The sequence below is a fragment of the Paraburkholderia sp. WS6 genome, assembly GCF_030464835.1.
Classification (GTDB): domain Bacteria; phylum Pseudomonadota; class Gammaproteobacteria; order Burkholderiales; family Burkholderiaceae; genus Paraburkholderia; species Paraburkholderia madseniana.
In genome coordinates this window covers 190,214-207,525 of the sequence record NZ_JALQCK010000003.1, presented here as the reverse complement: position 1 = coordinate 207,525, position 17,312 = coordinate 190,214, and the positions used below count along the sequence as shown (strand labels likewise).

Annotated in this window: 20 protein-coding genes; 5 read left to right on the top strand and 15 right to left on the bottom strand. The window is 62.1% G+C overall.

The features are described from left to right. Positions 1–7 precede the first annotated feature (7 nt). From M0D64_RS05320 to M0D64_RS05305, 4 genes are all read left to right on the top strand, one after another. On the top strand, positions 8–397 hold the full coding sequence (locus tag M0D64_RS05320; protein ID WP_301717209.1) for a cytidine deaminase: 390 nt from the start codon (positions 8–10) through the stop codon (positions 395–397). Next, positions 394–1,359 (top strand): nucleoside hydrolase, encoded by a 966-nt coding sequence (locus tag M0D64_RS05315; RefSeq protein ID WP_266256901.1) that lies wholly within the window; start codon positions 394–396, stop codon positions 1,357–1,359. The genes M0D64_RS05320 and M0D64_RS05315 overlap by 4 nt, the downstream gene beginning before the upstream one ends. A gap of 316 nt (positions 1,360–1,675) precedes the next feature. After that, positions 1,676–2,611, top strand: coding sequence for a 2-dehydropantoate 2-reductase (panE, locus tag M0D64_RS05310; RefSeq protein ID WP_266256900.1), 936 nt, complete (start codon positions 1,676–1,678; stop codon positions 2,609–2,611). 59 nt (positions 2,612–2,670) lie between these two features. Next, positions 2,671–2,970 carry a hypothetical protein gene (locus tag M0D64_RS05305; RefSeq protein WP_154562881.1) on the top strand — a complete coding sequence of 100 codons (300 nt, stop codon included), beginning with the start codon at positions 2,671–2,673 and terminating at the stop codon, positions 2,968–2,970. Here M0D64_RS05305 and M0D64_RS05300 read toward each other — a convergent pair whose 3' ends face one another. The 7 genes from M0D64_RS05300 to M0D64_RS05270 form a co-directional block, all read right to left on the bottom strand. After that, positions 2,971–4,017 carry an ABC transporter substrate-binding protein gene (locus M0D64_RS05300; protein WP_171927865.1) on the bottom strand — a complete coding sequence of 349 codons (1,047 nt, stop codon included), beginning with the start codon at positions 4,015–4,017 and terminating at the stop codon, positions 2,971–2,973. 86 nt (positions 4,018–4,103) lie between these two features. After that, positions 4,104–5,231 carry an FAD-binding oxidoreductase gene (locus tag M0D64_RS05295; RefSeq protein WP_266256899.1) on the bottom strand — a complete coding sequence of 376 codons (1,128 nt, stop codon included), beginning with the start codon at positions 5,229–5,231 and terminating at the stop codon, positions 4,104–4,106. After that, positions 5,224–6,657, bottom strand: a complete 1,434-nt coding sequence (locus M0D64_RS05290; protein ID WP_266256898.1) for an NAD(P)/FAD-dependent oxidoreductase — start codon at positions 6,655–6,657, stop codon at positions 5,224–5,226. Before M0D64_RS05290 ends, M0D64_RS05295 begins: the two co-directional genes overlap by 8 nt. After that, complete coding sequence (locus M0D64_RS05285; protein WP_266256897.1) at positions 6,654–7,097, bottom strand: (2Fe-2S)-binding protein; 444 nt, start codon at positions 7,095–7,097, stop codon at positions 6,654–6,656. Before M0D64_RS05285 ends, M0D64_RS05290 begins: the two co-directional genes overlap by 4 nt. Then, complete coding sequence (locus M0D64_RS05280; RefSeq protein ID WP_054040373.1) at positions 7,097–7,891, bottom strand: ABC transporter permease; 795 nt, start codon at positions 7,889–7,891, stop codon at positions 7,097–7,099. Before M0D64_RS05280 ends, M0D64_RS05285 begins: the two co-directional genes overlap by 1 nt. A 16-nt stretch (positions 7,892–7,907) precedes the next feature. After that, positions 7,908–8,822 carry an ABC transporter permease gene (locus M0D64_RS05275; protein WP_266256896.1) on the bottom strand — a complete coding sequence of 305 codons (915 nt, stop codon included), beginning with the start codon at positions 8,820–8,822 and terminating at the stop codon, positions 7,908–7,910. Continuing rightward, positions 8,815–9,906: an ABC transporter ATP-binding protein gene (locus M0D64_RS05270; RefSeq protein ID WP_266256895.1), complete on the bottom strand. Its 1,092-nt coding sequence runs from the start codon at positions 9,904–9,906 to the stop codon at positions 8,815–8,817. Before M0D64_RS05270 ends, M0D64_RS05275 begins: the two co-directional genes overlap by 8 nt. A 303-nt stretch (positions 9,907–10,209) precedes the next feature. Between M0D64_RS05270 and M0D64_RS05265 the strand changes: the two genes are divergently transcribed. Next, entirely contained in the window at positions 10,210–11,088 is an 879-nt protein-coding gene (locus M0D64_RS05265) for an IclR family transcriptional regulator (protein WP_154562894.1), read from the top strand. Between the two features lie 92 nt (positions 11,089–11,180). On the opposite strand, the gene M0D64_RS05260 is transcribed toward M0D64_RS05265, so the two are convergent. From M0D64_RS05260 to M0D64_RS05230, 8 genes are all read right to left on the bottom strand, one after another. Beyond that, the gene (locus tag M0D64_RS05260; protein WP_266256894.1) at positions 11,181–11,681 is read right to left on the bottom strand and encodes a hypothetical protein; all 501 of its coding nucleotides are present in this window, start codon (positions 11,679–11,681) and stop codon (positions 11,181–11,183) included. Then, complete coding sequence (locus tag M0D64_RS05255; RefSeq protein WP_266256893.1) at positions 11,678–11,824, bottom strand: DUF6402 family protein; 147 nt, start codon at positions 11,822–11,824, stop codon at positions 11,678–11,680. Before M0D64_RS05255 ends, M0D64_RS05260 begins: the two co-directional genes overlap by 4 nt. Positions 11,825–11,827: 3 nt before the next feature. Continuing rightward, entirely contained in the window at positions 11,828–12,307 is a 480-nt protein-coding gene (locus tag M0D64_RS05250) for a hypothetical protein (RefSeq protein WP_266256892.1), read from the bottom strand. Between the two features lie 26 nt (positions 12,308–12,333). Next, positions 12,334–12,480, bottom strand: a complete 147-nt coding sequence (locus M0D64_RS44850) for a DUF6402 family protein (RefSeq protein ID WP_367619649.1) — start codon at positions 12,478–12,480, stop codon at positions 12,334–12,336. A 128-nt stretch (positions 12,481–12,608) separates the two neighbouring features. Continuing rightward, a complete protein-coding gene (locus M0D64_RS05245; RefSeq protein WP_266256891.1) occupies positions 12,609–14,198 on the bottom strand; it encodes an OprD family outer membrane porin in 1,590 nt (529 codons plus the stop codon). A gap of 152 nt (positions 14,199–14,350) precedes the next feature. Then, positions 14,351–15,403: an ABC transporter ATP-binding protein gene (locus M0D64_RS05240; protein WP_266256890.1), complete on the bottom strand. Its 1,053-nt coding sequence runs from the start codon at positions 15,401–15,403 to the stop codon at positions 14,351–14,353. Then, on the bottom strand, positions 15,400–16,395 hold the full coding sequence (locus M0D64_RS05235; RefSeq protein ID WP_266256889.1) for an ABC transporter ATP-binding protein: 996 nt from the start codon (positions 16,393–16,395) through the stop codon (positions 15,400–15,402). The genes M0D64_RS05240 and M0D64_RS05235 overlap by 4 nt, the downstream gene beginning before the upstream one ends. Before the next feature lies 1 nt (position 16,396). Continuing rightward, positions 16,397–17,311: an ABC transporter permease gene (locus M0D64_RS05230; RefSeq protein ID WP_154562902.1), complete on the bottom strand. Its 915-nt coding sequence runs from the start codon at positions 17,309–17,311 to the stop codon at positions 16,397–16,399. Position 17,312 lies beyond the last annotated feature (1 nt).

Genomic DNA, 17,312 nt, shown 5'->3' with positions numbered 1-17,312 from the left:
TCGTTGCATGAATATGGAACAACTGCTGGAACACGCGGGCGTCGCGCGAGAAAAGGCCTATGCGCCTTATTCGAAGTTCAAGGTCGGCGCCGCGCTGCTGACTAAAGACGGCACTGTATTCGACGGCTGCAACGTCGAGAATGCCTCGTACGGACTGTGCAATTGTGCTGAACGTACGGCGTTTTTCAGCGCGATTGCCGCGGGCTATCGGCGCGACCAGTTCGCCGCGCTTGCCGTGATCGGCGATACGGATGGACCGATCGCACCGTGCGGCGCGTGCCGCCAGGTGATCATCGAACTGGGCGGCCCCGAATTGCCGATCCGGCTCGGCAATCTGCATGGCGCCACCCGCGACACCACCGCGCGTGAACAATTGCCGGACGCGTTTTATCTATGAGCAAGCACAAAGTTATCTACGACACCGATCCTGGTGTGGACGACGCGATGGCGCTCGTTTTTCAGGCGCTGCATCCGGACATCGAATTGCTGGGTCTGACGAGCGTATTCGGCAACGCCACGATCGAGACCACCACGCGCAATGCGCGTTTTCTGGCCGGGCGGTTCGTGCCGGGCGTGCCGGTTGCGCAGGGCGCCGCGGCACCGCTCAAGCGTGCAGCACCTGAACCGCTCGCCTGGATTCACGGCGACAACGGGCTTGGCAACATCGCGATTGAAGCCGCTCCTGAAGCCGCGCTCGATGCACGTCCCGCGCATCGTTTCATCATCGACACGGTGCGCGCCCGTCCCGGCGAAGTTACGTTGATCGCGGTGGGCCCGCTTACGAACCTGGCATTGGCGCTGGCCGACGATCCGCAGATCGCGCCGCTCGTCAAACAGGTGGTCATCATGGGCGGCGCGTTCGGCACGGACGGCGTGCTCGGCAACGTGACGCCGGCCGCCGAAGCGAACATCCTCGGCGACCCCGATGCTGCCGACATCGTGTTCGGCGCACCGTGGCCGGTTGCGATCGTGGGGCTCGACGTCACGCAGCGCACCATCATGAGCCAGGATTATCTGGCGTCGCTGCGCGATCGCGGCGGTGCAGCAGGGCGGTTCGTGTGGGACGTGTCGCGGCACTATGAGGCCTTTCATGAGCAAAGCGCGCAACTCAAGGGCATTTACGTACACGACTCGTCGGCAGTCACTTATGTGCTGGCGCCGCATCTTTATACGACTCGCAGTGGTCCCGTACGAGTGCTGACGGACGGTATCGCGGTGGGCCAAACCATCCAGAAGCCTTCTACGATGCCGGTGCCCGCGCCGGACTGGGACAGCCGGCCCGACAGCACGGTCTGCCTCGACGTGGATGTGCCCGGGATGCTCGCACTCTACGAGCGCACCATTTGCGGCACGCTGTAGGGCGATCTTGTGACGCTGCCGCCGTTTGCTAGCTGCCGCCGCCTCTTAAGTGCCTCTCTTCATTCAGCCCGGGGCGTAGCAGACGGCTGGCGGCGCGGCGATTGATCCGACGTGATTGATCTGACATAAAGAACAACGCGGAAACGGTGTGAGAAACCGCGATGCCGCGGTGCAATGCAGCAAACCGGCCCACCATTGTGGCCGATGCGTATCGTCAATCTTTGCTACATTTCTGCAGACGTGCTGCGCAGGCGGTCTTCGAAGCTTTTGCATACCGACCCGGCGCGCGTGACCCACATCTATCAAGAGGCAAAAGATGCGAATTCTAGTAGTAGGGGCGGGCGCCGTGGGCGGCTACTTCGGCGGACGTCTCGCAGCGGCGGGCCAGGACGTGACCTTCCTCGTGCGCCCCGGCCGCGCGGAAAAACTCGCGCGTGACGGCCTCGTCATCAACAGCCCGCGCGGCAATCTCACGTTGCACGACGTCAAGACGATACTCGCCGGAGTCGGCGCGGAGCCGTTCGATCTGGTGCTGCTCAGTTGCAAAGCCTACAGTCTCGACGACGCGATCGATTCATTCGCACCGCTGGTCGGCGAATCGACGCTGATTCTGCCGATGCTCAACGGCATGCGCCATATCGAGGTGCTTAAGGAAAAGTTCGGTGCGTTACGCGTACTGGGCGGTCAATGCGTGATCGCGGCGACGCTCAGCCCAGAGCAGCACGTCATGCATCTGAACGAAACGCACGCGATCACCTTCGGTGAACTGGACGGCGGCACGTCCGAGCGTGTCCAGGCGATCGCGGATGCGATGGCCGGCGCGAATTTCGATACCGTAGTGAGCGACAACATCCTGCTGCGCATGTGGGAAAAGTGGGTGTTCCTGGCCACACTGGCGGCCAGTACGTGCTTGATGCGCGGTTCGGTCGGCGATATTCTGGCTGCGCCGGACGGCAAGCGCATCGTCGAAAACCTGCTCGGCGAGTGCCGTGGCGTCGCGGAGCACAACGGCTTTACGATGGGCCCGGACTTCGATGCCCGAGCTACCCAAACGCTCTTCACGCCTTCGCCGCTAACCGCTTCAATGCTGCGGGACGTCGAAAACCACTCGCATACCGAGGCGGATCACATTCTCGGCGATCTGATCTCGCGCGGCGGCGATGCACAGAAGGGTGAGCATGGCTTATCGCTGCTGCGTATCGCCTATAGTCATTTGAAGACGTATGAAGCGAGGCAGACCCGTACGTCCTGAATGACCGGAACGCGGGCGACGGAGACGGTCACAGCAGCCTAACGTTTCGGAGGTGAAGCATGCCGAGTCCAACCGGATCCGTACCCGCGCTCAGTGCCGCTTCGGCGACGATCTTCTCGATCGGCATCGTTTTTCTCGGCTACTGGGGCTTGTACGAGCCGACCAAATGGCGAGCCTCCGACGTCTTCGTCTTCGTGTTTGCGATGATCGGCTTCGGCTGCCTCGGGCTCGTGCCGTGGATGGCGACGAGCCCGGTTGAACCGGAAAACAGCGACGTCCGCATCCGGGTTGCGCGGCACATGTTCCTTATCGGCGTGCTGTCAATCTGGCTGGGCGTGGCGATCTCGGTGATCTTCTGATTAACGCTCGATCTGCCTGTTCCAACGCGTATCCCACTGCGCGCGATGCGCATTGATCGTGTCCCAATCCACCACGGTCACCTTCTTCACCAGATCGTCGACGTTACCCAGGCTTTGCTGCATCGGCGGCGTCATCTTCGCGAGACGATTGGTCGGAATCTGCTTGCCGGCCTCGGCCGCTTTTGTCTGCGCCGGCGCGGACAGCAGGAACTGCGCGAGTTTCTGTGCCAATTGCGGATCCGGGTTGTTGTTGACCACGCACAGATCGACCAGCAGCAACACCGGACCTTCCTTCGGACTCACATAGCCGACCGGAATGCCCTTGTCCTGCAGATCGCTGACGGCAGTCGGCGTCAACGGGAACAGACCCGCTTCACCGGTCTGGACCATTTCGGAAATCTTCGCGGAATTCGGCACGTACTCCACCACGTTCGGGCCGACTGTCGTGGCCCATTTCGTGAAGCCCGGTTCGACATTCTGCTCGCTGCCGCCCATCAAACGGTTGATCGCCAGAAAGCCGTGCAGGCCGAAGGTGCTGCTCGACGCGGATTGGAACACCACCTTGCCCTTGTACTTCGGATCGGCAAAGTCCATCCACGAAGTCGGCGGCGCCCAGCCTTTTTCAGCAAACAGCTTCTTGTTGTACGCGATGCCGGTCATGCCAAGTTGCACGCCCGCGCCCATGTCGTCCTTCATGCGCGCGAACGGGTAGAGCTCCTTGAGCACCGGCGAGTCGTCGAGCTTCTTGCACACGCCCATGCTGACCGCGCGCGCCATCACGCCGTCGTCGAGAAACACCACGTGGATCTGCGGATTGGCCTTGTTGGCGAGCAGCTTGGCGAGAATGTCCGACGAGGTGCCGGGCACCACGACTACTTTGACATTGTTGGCTTTCTCGAAGTCGGGCAGCACCTGGCTCGTATAGGCCTTTTCCATAGGACCGCCGTTCATGCCGATGTAGATGGTTTTGGTCTCCGACCATGCCGGCGCGGCCGCACCGAATGCGCACAATGCGGCCAGCGCCGCGATCGTCTTGAACAGTTTCATTGAGAGGCTCCTGAGTTTCATTAAACGATAACGAGGCGATGACTGAGCGATAAGAAAGCGAAAACCGAGCGATAACCGAGCGATAACTAAGCGACGGACGGCGCAGCAACAGCAGCGAAGCGATTGATCGAAAAAGCGTCGAGCGGTGTGGTTGTGGCGCCGTCGATCACGAGATCCGCGAGTATTTCGCCGACGCCCGGCGCCAGCAGAAACCCGCCGCCCGAAAAGCCGAACGCATGGAACAGTCGCGGCACCGTGCGGCTTGCACCGATGATCGGGTTGCTGTCGGGTGTTTCGCCTTCCACGCCGCTCCACGTGCGGATCAGCAGCGCCTCGCGCAACGGGGGCAGCAGGGCGCACGCATCGCGCATTACCGCGCGAGTGGTTTCCGTCGACGGTTGACCGTACTCGCCGTCGCCATGTCCGCGCCCGCCGCCGATCACGCAATTGCCGCGCGCCACTTGCCGTGCGTAGATGCCGCCACCGTACACGCCGAGGTTGTGCGTGATGAAATGCGGCAGCGGTTCGGTGACCCACATGTTTGGGTAGATCGGTTTCATCGGCGCGGTTTCGCCGAAGTAACCGGCGACCGTATTAGCCCATGCGCCGGCGGAATTGATCAGCCAGTCGGCGCTGATACGCGTGTCGCCTGCTCGTAGCTGGAAGCGCGTGCCGTCGTGATGGATGTCGGTCAGTTCGGTTTGCTCGCGCACGTCCGCGCCTGCGGCGCGCGCGGCGCGTGCGAACGCGGGCGACACCAGACGTGGATTCGCATGGCCATCGGTCGCACAAAGCGAGCCGCCGACCGCTGCAGCGCCCAGCCATGGATAACGTTGCCGGAACGTGGCGCCGCTGATGACCTGCGCTTGCAGTCCATGGCCGCGCGCCATGTCCGCCCATGTTTCGAGCGCGGCAAGATCGGCTTCGCTGCGCGCGAGCCGCAAATGTCCTGACACGGTGAATTCGCCGTCGATGCCGATCAGCTCCGGCAAGCGGTCCCAGATGCGCCGTGCACGCATCGCGAGCGGCATCTGCTCGGCGGGCCGTCCCTGGACGCGCACGCCGCCGTAGTTCACACCGCTTGCCTGTGCGCCGCAATAGCGCCGCTCGAACAGGCCCACGCGCAAGCCGCGCCGCGCGAGCGCCAACGCCGCCGATGAGCCGACCAGTCCGCCGCCCGCAATCGCGACGTCGTAGTGCAGGGTGTCACTCATCGCGCGCCTCCTCGGGAATCTCGACGACGTCGTCGGCATACATCGCCGGCGATAGCGGAATCGGTTTGACAGGCGCCTGGCTGCGCAAACGGCCGACGGCTTCGAGGGGTTTGCCGGTTTCTTCCGCCAGCAGCGTCAATGCCGCTTCGCCGCACATGCGTCCCTGGCAACGGCCCATGCCGACACGCGTGAGCGCTTTCAGTCGATTGATCTCGCTCGCTTCGCCGCCGCGGATGCAGCGCCGCAAGGTGCCTGCATCGATTTCTTCGCAGCGGCACATGGTCATGTCGTCGGGCCATTGGGCTGCGCATTTTGCGGGTGGTGCAAATGCCGCTTCGATACCCTGGCGAAACACGGCGATACGTTGCAGGCTGCGCTCGAGTGAAGCTGCGTTGCGCATACCGAGGCCACGTGGATGCGCAATGCCGAGGTCATCGAGTAGCGCCAATGCCGTGCGGCGGCCGGCGAGTTCGGCAGCGTCGGCGCCCGCGATGCCCGCACCGTCGCCCGCCAGATAGATGCCGCGCACGGAGCTGCGGCCTGCGGGGTCGAGCTCGGGAAGCCAGCAACGGTTGTGCGTATCGAAGCGGAAGCGGCACCCGGCGAGATCGGCGAGCTGGGTTTCAGGCTTCAGGCCGAAACTGATGCCGACGGCGTCGCATGCGAGGGTTTCGGTCTTCGAACTGTCCGCCGAAGAGCGCCATTCAATCGCACTCACGCCTTGGTCGCCACGAATGCCGATCAAGCTCACGTCGCGCTCGATCCGCACGCGGTGCATCTTTAGCCAGCCGACGTAGTAAAGCCCTTTCGCGAACGTTGCAGGTTGCCGCGCGAGTTTCGGCGCCGCCGCAATCTGCTGCGATAGCGGACTCGTGTCGAGTACAGCTACCACCTGTGCACCGGCTTTCACGTACTGATAGGCCACGAGATAGAGCAGCGGCCCGGTACCAGCGAGTACCACGCGCTGGCCGATCGCACAGCCTTGCGCCTTCAAAGCGACCTGCGCCGCGCCTAGTGTGTAGACGCCGGGCAGGGTCCAGCCCGGCACCGGCAGCACACGATCGGTGGCGCCGCTTGCGATGATCAGATGCGAAAACGGCACACTGATTTCCCGTCCCGCGTGCAGCGTATCGAGACGGCCCGGTGCACAAGCCCAGGCCAGTGTGTCGGGGCGATAGTCGAGATGCGGAAGCAGCGCGGCCATCGTCGTATGTAATGCGTCGGCCTTGTGCGCTTCAAAACCGTAGAGCGTTTTCTTCGAGCGCTGGAATGCGCCGTTCGCAGGCGGTTGACGATAGATCTGTCCACCCCAGCGAGCGTTTTCGTCCAGCACGATGGGCTTGATGCCGGCCGCCACCAGCGTTTCGGCGGCGCGGACGCCCGCCGGTCCCGCGCCGACGATCACCACGCGGTGTTCGTTGCTCATTGCGTGTCTCCGTTTGCCGTCGCGGCAGAGGTAGCAGCAGTCGGAGCAGAGACGGGAGAGACAGCAGCAGTGGCAGCAACGGAAGCAACTTCAGCGAGCTGCGTGACCACCCGCATGCCTTGCGTCACCAGTGTCGAGCACGCGCGCAAACGCAGACCCTCTTCCGTACGCATCCAACAATCCTGGCAAGCGCCGATCAGGCAGAAGCCGGCGCGTGGCGCGCCACTGAATTCGCTTTCGCGCACGCGACGTTGTTGCATCAGCACGGCGGTGAGCAGCGTATCGCCTTGCAACGCGGTGACCTCGTGACCATCGATAACAAAGCTAAGCGGTTCACGCTGCGTTTCCGCAACGCGAACGAATTGCGCATCGCGTTTCGGCGCGGCGGATTCGGAAGACGGCAAATTCGACGGCATGTGAGAGAGTGCGGTAGAGGACATCAGTGCTGGCCGATCAGAATCCGGTTGAGCCCATACACGCGATCGAGCAGCAGCATCGCGCCGGCCGTGATGAAGATCACCAGCGCGGAGACGGACGCCATCATCGGGTCGATTGACTCGGTCGCATACATGTACATGCGCACCGGCAGCGTGACGGTTTGCGGCGAGGTGACGAAGATCGACATGGTCAGCTCGTCGAAACTGTTGATGAACGCGAGCAACCAGCCGCCGGTAATGCCCGGCAGAATCATCGGGAAGGTGATACGGCGAAACGTGGTCCACGCGTCAGCACCGAGCGAGTGCGCGGCATGTTCGACGCTGCGGTCGAGACCGCTGACGGAAGCCAGCACGAGCCGCATCACGAACGGCGTGATGATGATCATGTGCGCGAGCACAAGCCACGCGAACGAACCGGTCGCACCGATCAGCGCGAAGAAGCGCAGCAGTGCGATGCCGAGCACGAGACCGGGAATCACCAATGGCGACAGCAGTAAGCCGTTCAGGAAACCGCGACCCGGAAAGCGCGCACGGCCGATGGCCAACGCGGCAGGCAAAGCGACGATCAAAGACAACGTTGCAGAGGCAAACGCCAGCTTCAGGCTGTTGAAGAACGCCGAGATAAAGTCTGGGTAGTTGAGGATCGCGCGGAACCAGCGCAGTGATACGCCGTGTGTGGGCAGCGTGAGCGTTTCGTCGGGCGTGAAAGCGACCAGGACCACGATCACGAGCGGCGCGAGTACGAACGCGATGACGAGCGTGTGGAAAATCAGCGCAATGGGGCCGTTTTTTCTCATGATGATCTCGGGAGGTTCAACCGAGGCTTCTGGTGTACTTGCGTTCCAGAATCCGGTAGTAAGTGAGCATCACGATCAGATTCGCGACCAGTAGCAGGAGCGCGATGGTCGCGCCGAGCGGCCAGTTCAGCGAGCCGAGGAATTCGTCATAGACGGCGGTGGCGGCGACTTTCAGGCGCCGTCCGCCGAGCAGTCCGGGAATCGCGAACGCGCTCGCCGACAAGCCGAACACCATCAGGCTGCCCGACAGGATGCCCGGCGTGAGTTGCGGCAACACGATGCGGCGCAGCGTGGTGGCGGGGGAGGCCATCAGCGAGAGCGCGGCATTTTCCGTTTGCGGGTCGAGCTTCTGCAATGCGGTCCACACCGGAATCACCATGAACGGCAGCATCACATGCACCAGTGCAATCACGATCGCAAAGGTGGTGTATTCGAGCTTGTACGGTCCGAGCCCGATAAGACCGAACGCCTGATTCACGAGGCCGTTGCTATTGAGCAGCATGCTCCAGCCGAACGCGCGCACCACGACCGAAACCAGCAGCGGCGCGAGAATGATCAGCAGGAACATCGAGCGATACGGATCGCGCATGCGCGACAGCACGTAGGCTTCGGGCGTGCCGATCACGATGCACAGCAGGGTGGTCAGAAAGGCAATGCCGAAGGTGCGCAGGAAGATCGTGTGGAAATACGACGATTGCAGCACTTCCGCATAGTTGCCGAACTGGAATGCGGCGAGCGGGCCGCTCGACGGATCGAAGCGGTAGAAGGTCAGCACCAGCGTCATCACGAGCGGCACCAGCACGAGCGTCGCAAACAGCAGGAAAGCCGGCGCGCACATCAGCCACAACGGCAGGAACGCCTGCCACGGCGCGCGGCGCGCATTGCCGGTCTTCATGCTGTCGTTGTTCGAAGCGGGCAGCGTACTAGCCATGATGCGCATCCCGTTGAATGAAGCGGATCGCCTCGCTGTTCCAGTCGACGCCAACCGCCGCGCCTTCCGGCAACGGTTCGGTGCCTTCGTTCTGGCAGCACACCAGCACTTCGCCGAGCCGGCTGTCCACGCGGTACAACCATTGACTGCCGAGGAAGAAGCGGCTCGTCACCGTGGCAGCCAGACGTCCCGCGTTCGGCGCACACAGGCGCAGTTTTTCCGGACGAATGCACAACGTGACCGCATCGCCGACGCCGATCACGCGTTCACGCATCGGCAGTTGCGCGGTGTGGCCCGTCTCGGCGAGATCGTGTCCGAGGTCGATACGGATCGCGTCGCCGTCGCGCGCCACCACGGTGCCTGCCAGCATGTTCGCCTTGCCGATGAACTGCGAGACGAATCTGTTTTCAGGCCGTTCGTACGCTTCGTACGGCGTGTCGATCTGCGTAATGCGGCCGGCTTCCATCACCACCACTCGGTCGCTGATCGACAGCGCTTCTGACTGGTCGTGCGTGACCATGATGGTGGTCGTGCCGATCTTGCGTTGAATGGCGCGCAGTTCGAACTGCATGTCTTCGCGCAGCTTGGCGTCGAGGTTCGACATCGGTTCGTCGAGCAGCAACACGGGCGGCGCGATCACGATCGCGCGAGCAATCGCCACACGCTGCCGCTGGCCGCCGGACAACTCGCGCGGAAAGCGGTGCGCGAGCGCATCGAGCCGCACCAGTGCCAGCGCTTCGCGCACTCGCTCCTTGCGTTCGGCCTTGTCGATGTTGCGCATCTCCAGACCGAAGCCGACGTTTTCTGCGACGCTCATATGCGGAAATAGCGCGTAGCTCTGGAACACGATGCCGAGACCGCGTTTGTTCGGCTTCATGTGAGTGATGTCGCGGCCGTCGAGCGTGATGCGGCCGCGCGTCGTTTCGACGAAACCCGCGATCATCTGCAACGTGGTGGTCTTGCCGCAACCCGACGGTCCGAGCAGCGAAACGAACTCGCCTTTCTCAACCGACAGGTTCACGTCGGCGACTGCCTGCAGATCGCCGAACGATTTCGCTACGTCCGTGAGTGTGAGGAACGACATGATCTGGCCTTTGGATGGATCGACACCGGTTCAATCGGCTACTACCTCGATGGAACCGACTCTATCCAGCCAAATTGCATGGCGTCAATTTCAAATTCCGTTTGACGGTATAAGTTTAGAAAAAATTCCGATGGATGGAATGTATTCGGCAAGACTGGCATCGATCATTCCGTTCCATGACGTCCGGAAAATCCCTATGAATCTGAATAAAGTGCAAATGGAACGGGCGTGCCGGGAATATTCCATTCATGGATAATTCCCTCTATAGTGTTCCGGTCAATGAAATAAATCGGAGCGACAGAGATGAATGCTGCCACCAAACGAGATGCCGATCCCGCACTGGCCGATACCGGCAGTCCGCCCGGCCCCGGGATGCTGGAGCGCGCCTTCGCGGTGATCCGTGCGTTATCCGAAGCGCAACCCGACGGCGGTCGCGTCACGCGTCTCGCGAAGGCGGTGGGTCTCACGCAAGGCACGGTGCATCGCATTCTTCACGCGCTGATCGCGGAAGGCATCGTCGAGCAGGACGAAAGCTCAAAGCTTTATCGGCTGAGTGTCGATTTCTTCGCGCTCGCCGCGCAGGCCGGCAATCCGAGCGGCATGCGCACGCTGTGCCGTCCCGCGCTGCTGCGGCTTTGCGCGAGTCTTGGCGACACGATTTTTCTGCTGGTCAAAAGCAGCTTCGACGCGGTGTGTCTCGACATTTGCGAAGGGCCGTTTCCGATTCGCTCGTTCACCGGCGATATTGGCGGGCGCGTGGCCTTGGGTGTCGGTCAGGGGAGTCTGGCGATTCTCGCGTTCCTGCCGGAAGCGGAGCGTGAAGAGATCATCCGCTTTAATGTGCCGCGCATTCGCGGCTATGGCGTGCTCGACGAAGTGTATTTGCGCACCGAGATCGAGCGTGTGCGCCAACTCGGGTACGCGGGCCGCAATAGTGGGGTACTCGACGGCATGGCGGGCGTGGCGGTGCCGATTCTGGATCGCACGGGTGTCGCGGTGGCGGCGCTGAGCGTGGGCACGCTGGCGGCGCGTCTCGGCGACGATCGCCTGCCGATGGTGGTCGAATTGCTGCGCCGTCAGGCGGATGCGATCGGCCCGCAAACTAATCCCTTCGATGTCGCGTTGCGCCGGCCGATGCATGGTTTGTCGCGGGCGATGACTACGGAGCGGATCGCGGGTTAATCTGAAACTGAAAGCGAATAGGGCGTCACGTTGAGCCGACGCGGTTTTGCCTGTCAAGTACACCCTGCCAACGCAAAACGGAAGCCACGGCGCTACGGCAGTTTGGCGAGTAGAGTGTCCAGGAGTGACGGCGGCAGACTGATTTCACCGTCATCGCCGTCCGCTGACGTGTCGTAGATAAGCGAGTGGTCTGTCCAAGCAAGGTTCGGTGCATCAAGATTGAAATAGGTCCTTTCCGCTAACAGCTTCTTGGACTTTGCGTCGTATAGACGTAGAAGAATCTTGTTGTTCCACAGATAACTGTAGCTGGCCGTGTAGCGGGCATCCGTATCGGATGGCACGTTGTGCCACGTCGCAGCGTGCGACCGCTGTCGCACGTCCAGCAAATAATTGCCCGTATAGGCCAACGCGACCACAATGGCGAGGCGCTCGGCCGTGAGCAGGGCAATCTGGCGAGTCCGCATGGTCCTGCCGTCACCGCTCGAAAAGATGAACATGACTGACCGGACAAAACTGACCAACGTGACTGTGACGACAATGGAGAGGATGCAAAGCATCAGCATGCTCTCGCTATATCCTTGCAGCCCTTTCATAGAAACCCCAATTCAATTGGTGGATTCAGTCCAATAACCGGGTAGTCGGAATACACGATAAAATCTCCGCCGCGTTGGTGCATTAGCTGCCACTGCCTGAATGAACGGTTTCTAACTGACTTCCGGGAGGTGGAGCGTGGCACCCCCTAGGGCAATTTGGCTAGCAGTCTGTCATACAGCGAAGGTGGCAGGATTACCCAGGAAGAATCGTCGCCACCTCTCGAAAATGAAACATTGTCCTCTTTCCACCACGACAACTCTGGTACGGGTGTGCTGAATGTTCGCTCGGCCAACAGTTCGCTATTCTTTGCGTCGTACACGCGGCCTACGTAGTCAGAATCGTTTCCGGGATTCCATCGCAGTAGGCACAGTTCGGCTATGTAACGTCCTCCATCCGAGGGCGTCTTTCTGCAGTCGTGTGCCTTTGACCTCAGGTCAGCGCCGATCCAGTAATTGACGGCAATCCATAGCACGGCCACGCTGGCAATTCGTGTGACCCACAACCCGGCGATGCGCCCGACGCGAGCAGCCCGTTCCGTTGACTGCGAAAAAATGATGACCAGCGACCGGACGAAGCTAGCCAGCACAACCAACGCAATAAGGACGAGCGCGTAGAACGCCATCATGCCTTCGGAATATCCTTGCATTCCCATCATAGGTAGACCGTCATGGGTGGGTAAATCGGCACAAAACGACAATCCGAATAAACAACAAAGTCGCCGCCGCGCTTATGCTTCATCACCCACGGTCGGAATGAACTGCCCTTGACGGGGTTGTAGATGTTTCCGCTCCCACGCACAACCCCGACCGCAACGGGACAGCCAACGAAGGAGGTTGCGGTTGATCGAGAATCGAGGCCCCGGCGTTGTAGGCGGAGATAACAACGCTCTTATGCGCCTAAGCACAGGGCCTGGAGCCCCGCCCCGCTCAAAACACCTTCACCGGTACATTCACCACCAACCGGTACTCCATATTGTTGCCATCGGAGTAATAGTGCGAGGCGTTGTGCCACATCGCGATGAACGTGACCTTCGTGTCCTTGAAGCGGCCGCTTTGCAGCGTATAGCTCGGAATGAAGCCGAACTCGTGATGGTGGCCGTGCACCGGTTCACCGTTCTTCCAGTACAGGTTGTGCAGCGGCGCGGACGCCGAAGCATTGTCCGCGGCACCCGCCGACGCGTCCGCACCCCAGCCATACTCGCCCCAGAACATCGCCTTGAGCCCCGGCACGCCGGCGTATTTGCCGTCGAACGTGTAGCGCAATTGCAGCGACTGCTCATGCGGCGCGTTGTAGTCGACGTCCATCGAGTTGGTCAGGTAGATACCGTTGGTCTCGTTGACGTAGTCGAAGAACTGATCGCCGAGCACCTGCTGGTAACCGAGCAGCAGCGCATGTGGGCCGTGCTGTGCGGAAACCGACAGGCTGTACGCGTTGCTGTTGATATGCCCCTGGCGTGATGCGCCGGTATCGTGCGTCGAGTAGATATTCGCGAGACCGCTCCACTTGATCGTGGTCGGGTCGCCGAACGACTGCGCGACCGAGCCATAGTACTGACGCCAGACGTCGTCCGCCTGGTCGACGTACAGCGCCATTTCGCCGTTCTTCGCGTAGTGCCACGTTCCGCCCACGTAAGTCAGGCGGTCGATGCGCGTGCCGCCGTACGAGGTGGTCAGGTTAGTCAGGTTCGTGTGGCCGCGTGCATCGACTTTGGTGAAACTGCCGGCCTCCAGCGTCGTGTGAACCAGATCGTTGCTGACCATCGAAACACCGAGGAACGTCGGCGGCAATGCGCGGTTGTCATGCGGTTCGAGGAACGGATTGGTGACGGTCTGCAGACCGTACTTCACGACCGTTTCCGAAATACGTCCCTTGATGTCGTACATGCCGGGGTAAGCCCACGCGAGCTGCTGCGAGCCGCCGCCGTCCTTGCCGACGTGCACCATGTTGCCGGCGCCGTTGCCGCCGTCGAGCTTGAGCGCGGCGAACAGTGACGCGTCGACACCGAAGCCAACCAGGCCCTGCGTGAAACCGGATTCGTAGTTGACTTGCGCACCCTGAACCCACGCGTGACGATAGATCGAGGTGGGCGCCTGGAAGTAGTCGGAATAGTTGCGGAACTGCAGGTTCAGATGGCTATCGGCGATAAAGCCCTTGCTCGCTGCCTGGCTCGACGGCGGCGTGGCTGGCGTCACCGTCTGGCTGGCTTCCGCATTGACGACGGCATTGGTGGTGTCGGGTTGATCGTTGCGCACCTGGCCGCCCTGTTCGGCTCTGCGCTTGCCGGGCGCGTTGGCTTGCGAACTATGCGAGGCGGGCGTTGCTTGCGATCGTTGCGTAGGAGAGGAAAACGTTTGCGCGAGTGTTTGAGTTTTCGTCGTATCGGAGGTGGGCTCCAGTACGACGTCGTCGGCGTAGGCACTCGCGCCGATGGTCAGCGCGGGCAGCGTGAATGCGCAGTAAAAGAAGGTGGCTGCATTAGTTTTTTTTGACCACTTTTTTGTTCGGCTATCTTTCATGTAGTACGTCTCTGTTATTTTGGTGAGTCTTTGGCTGGCGTTTAGCCAGTCCACGCGTATCGTTTGTCCCGCTGATGGCAGGACGAACGAATCCAACGGCGCGGCGGCCCGCCGCGCCGGGGAATACGGTTTAAATTTTCAGACTGATCTCTTTAGCGATGCCCTAAGGGGACTGCTATGGAGGCGTCGTTCACGCGAATGCACGCGACGCGTGTCGCGCTCGCACCATGCGTGACAGCCTGCGGAATCTCGCTGGCGCAGGCCTCGATCGCATCCGGGCAGCGCGTGCGAAACGCGCAGCCGGAGGGTGGGCTGAGCGGCGACGCAATCTCGCCGCGCAACAGCAGATGACGGCGGGCGCGTTCAACCACCGGATCGGGCACCGGCACGGCCGACAGCAACGCACGCGTGTACGGATGACGCGGCGTGCCATATACGTCGCGCTTGTCGCCGAACTCCATCACACGACCCAGATACATCACCAGCACGCGGTGGCTGATCGCCTTGACGACGGCGAGATCGTGCGCGACGAACAGCAGTGACAGCGACAACTCGCGCTGCAGATCGCGCAACAGGTTGACGATTTGCGCCTGGATCGAGACGTCGAGCGCCGACACCGGCTCGTCGCAGATCACCAGTTGCGGTTCGCCGATCAACGCGCGCGCAATCCCGACGCGCTGACACTGGCCGCCGGAAAACTCATGCGGATAGCGGCGCAGATGCTGCGCGTTGAGACCGACGCGTTCGAGCATGGTCAGAACGCGCCGTTGCACGTCGGTGCGGGCAATGTCCTGGCCATGCGTGCGCAAGGGTTCGGAGACGATCTGTTCGATCGTCATGCGCGGATCGAGCGAGGCGAGCGGGTCCTGGAAAATCATCTGCACGTCGCGGCGCAAGCGCGAGGTATCGCGCTGCGCGCCCGTCAGTACGGTTTCCTTGTCGAGCCAGCGCACGCTGCCGCTCGCCACCGGCGCGAGGCCGATGATCGCGCGCGCCAGCGTGGACTTGCCGCAGCCCGATTCGCCGACGAGTCCCACGGTTTCGCCGCGCCGCACGCTGAACGACACGCCGTCCACCGCGCGCAGCGTCGCATTGCCTGACCATGGAAAGCCGCCGCGCGGCACGCCGAACTGCACCTTGAGATTGTCGACTGACAACAGCGTTGCCGGACTTTGGCCCTGGCTTGCAATGGAAGTGGCGTTCATACGTGTTGTACCTCCATGATTTCCTGCACCGGCCGGTGGCACGCGCGCAACGCATCGGCAGCCGTAGGCGACGCGATAAGCGCAGGCCGCGACTCGCGGCAGCGGTCGGAGCAATACGTACAGCGCGGTGCGAATGCGCAGCCCTCGCCGACTTCGCCGGGCAAGGGCGGGTTGCCGGGAATGGTTTGCAGCGGACGGTCATCGTCGTCGGTGAGGCGCGGCAGCGCGTTCAGGAGACCGATCGTGTACGGATGGGTCGGTGCGGCGAACAGCGTGGCGGCGTTCGCCTGCTCGACGGTTTGGCCGGCGTACATCACCATCACGTCGTCGCACAAACCGGCCACGACGCCCATGTCGTGCGTGATCAGAATGATCGCGGTGCCACGTTCGCGGTTCAGTTCGCGCAGCAGTTCGATGATCTGCGCCTGCACGGTCACGTCGAGCGCGGTGGTCGGCTCGTCGGCAATCAGGATTTCCGGCTCGGAGAGGAGAGCCATCGCGATCATCACGCGTTGCCGCATGCCGCCGGAGAACTCGTGCGGATACATGTTGATGCGCCGTGCGGCATCGGGAATACGCACCGTTTCGAGCGTTTCGATGGCGCGGCGGCGTGCTTCGCGGCGCGACATCTTGCGATGCAGTTGCAGCGTCTCGGTCATCTGCCGTTCGATCGTCAGGAACGGGTTGAGCGAGGTCATCGGGTCCTGAAAGATCATGCCGATGCGATCGCCGCGAATTCTGTTCAACTCGGCTTCGTTCATCGTCAGCAGGTTTTCGCCGCGATAGGTCGCGGCGCCCGACACCTTGCCGTTGCCGGGCAGGAGGCCGAGCAGCGCCATCACCGTCTGGCTTTTGCCCGAACCCGATTCACCGACGATGCCAAGCGTGCGGCCCGCTTCGAGCGAAAACGATACGCGCTGCACCGCGTCGACGGGTGCGCCCTCGCGGCGCGTGAAGCGCACGCTCAGGTCTTTGACTTCGAGTAGCGGCATGTCAGCGGTCCTTCGGGTCGAACGCGTCGCGCAGACCATCGCCGACGAAATTCACGGAATACAGTGTGATGCACAGCATCACGGCCGGGCACAACAGCAGCCAGGGCATCGAATCGAGCTTCTGCGCGCCGTCCTGGATCAGCACGCCCCAGCTCGTCATGGGTTCCTGCACGCCGAGGCCGAGGAACGACAGCACCGATTCGGTCAGCACGATATTCGGCACCGTCACGCTCGCGTACACCACCACCACGCCGAACAGATTCGGCACGATGTGGCGCGCGATGATCGAACGCGAACTCACGCCGATCGCACGGGCGGCGTCGATGAATTCGCGCGAGCGCAGCGACAGCGTCTGACCGCGCACCACGCGCGCCATGTCGAGCCACGAAAACGCGCTGATGGTGAGGACGACCAGATAGAACGCGCGGCCGAACAGCGTCATCATCAGGATGGCGATCAGCATGTAGGGGATCGCGTACATCATGTCGACGATACGCATCATCACCGCGTCGACGCGGCCACCCAGATAGCCGGCGGTAGCGCCATATGCGACGCCGATCAGTCCCGATACCAGTGTGCCGAGCAGGCCGACTTCGAGCGACACGCGACCGCCTTGCAGCGTGCGCGCGAGCAGGTCGCGACCGAGTTCGTCGGTGCCGAACCAGTGCATGTTTTGCAGCGTGGGCGCGAGGCTGATCGCGCTCCAGTCGCTATCGATCGGATTGTTCGGCAGGAACCACGGACCGGCCACGCAGGCAATCACGATCAGCAGCAAGACGACAAAGCCGGCGAACGCCGCGCGGTTGCGCACGAAGCGCGCGGCAGCGGTGGCGAGCGGGCCGCGCGAACGCGGCGCGTTGGCAATGGCCGCGAGCGGATCGAGCGCCGCGGCAGTCGTTTGAAATGAGCGGGCCATG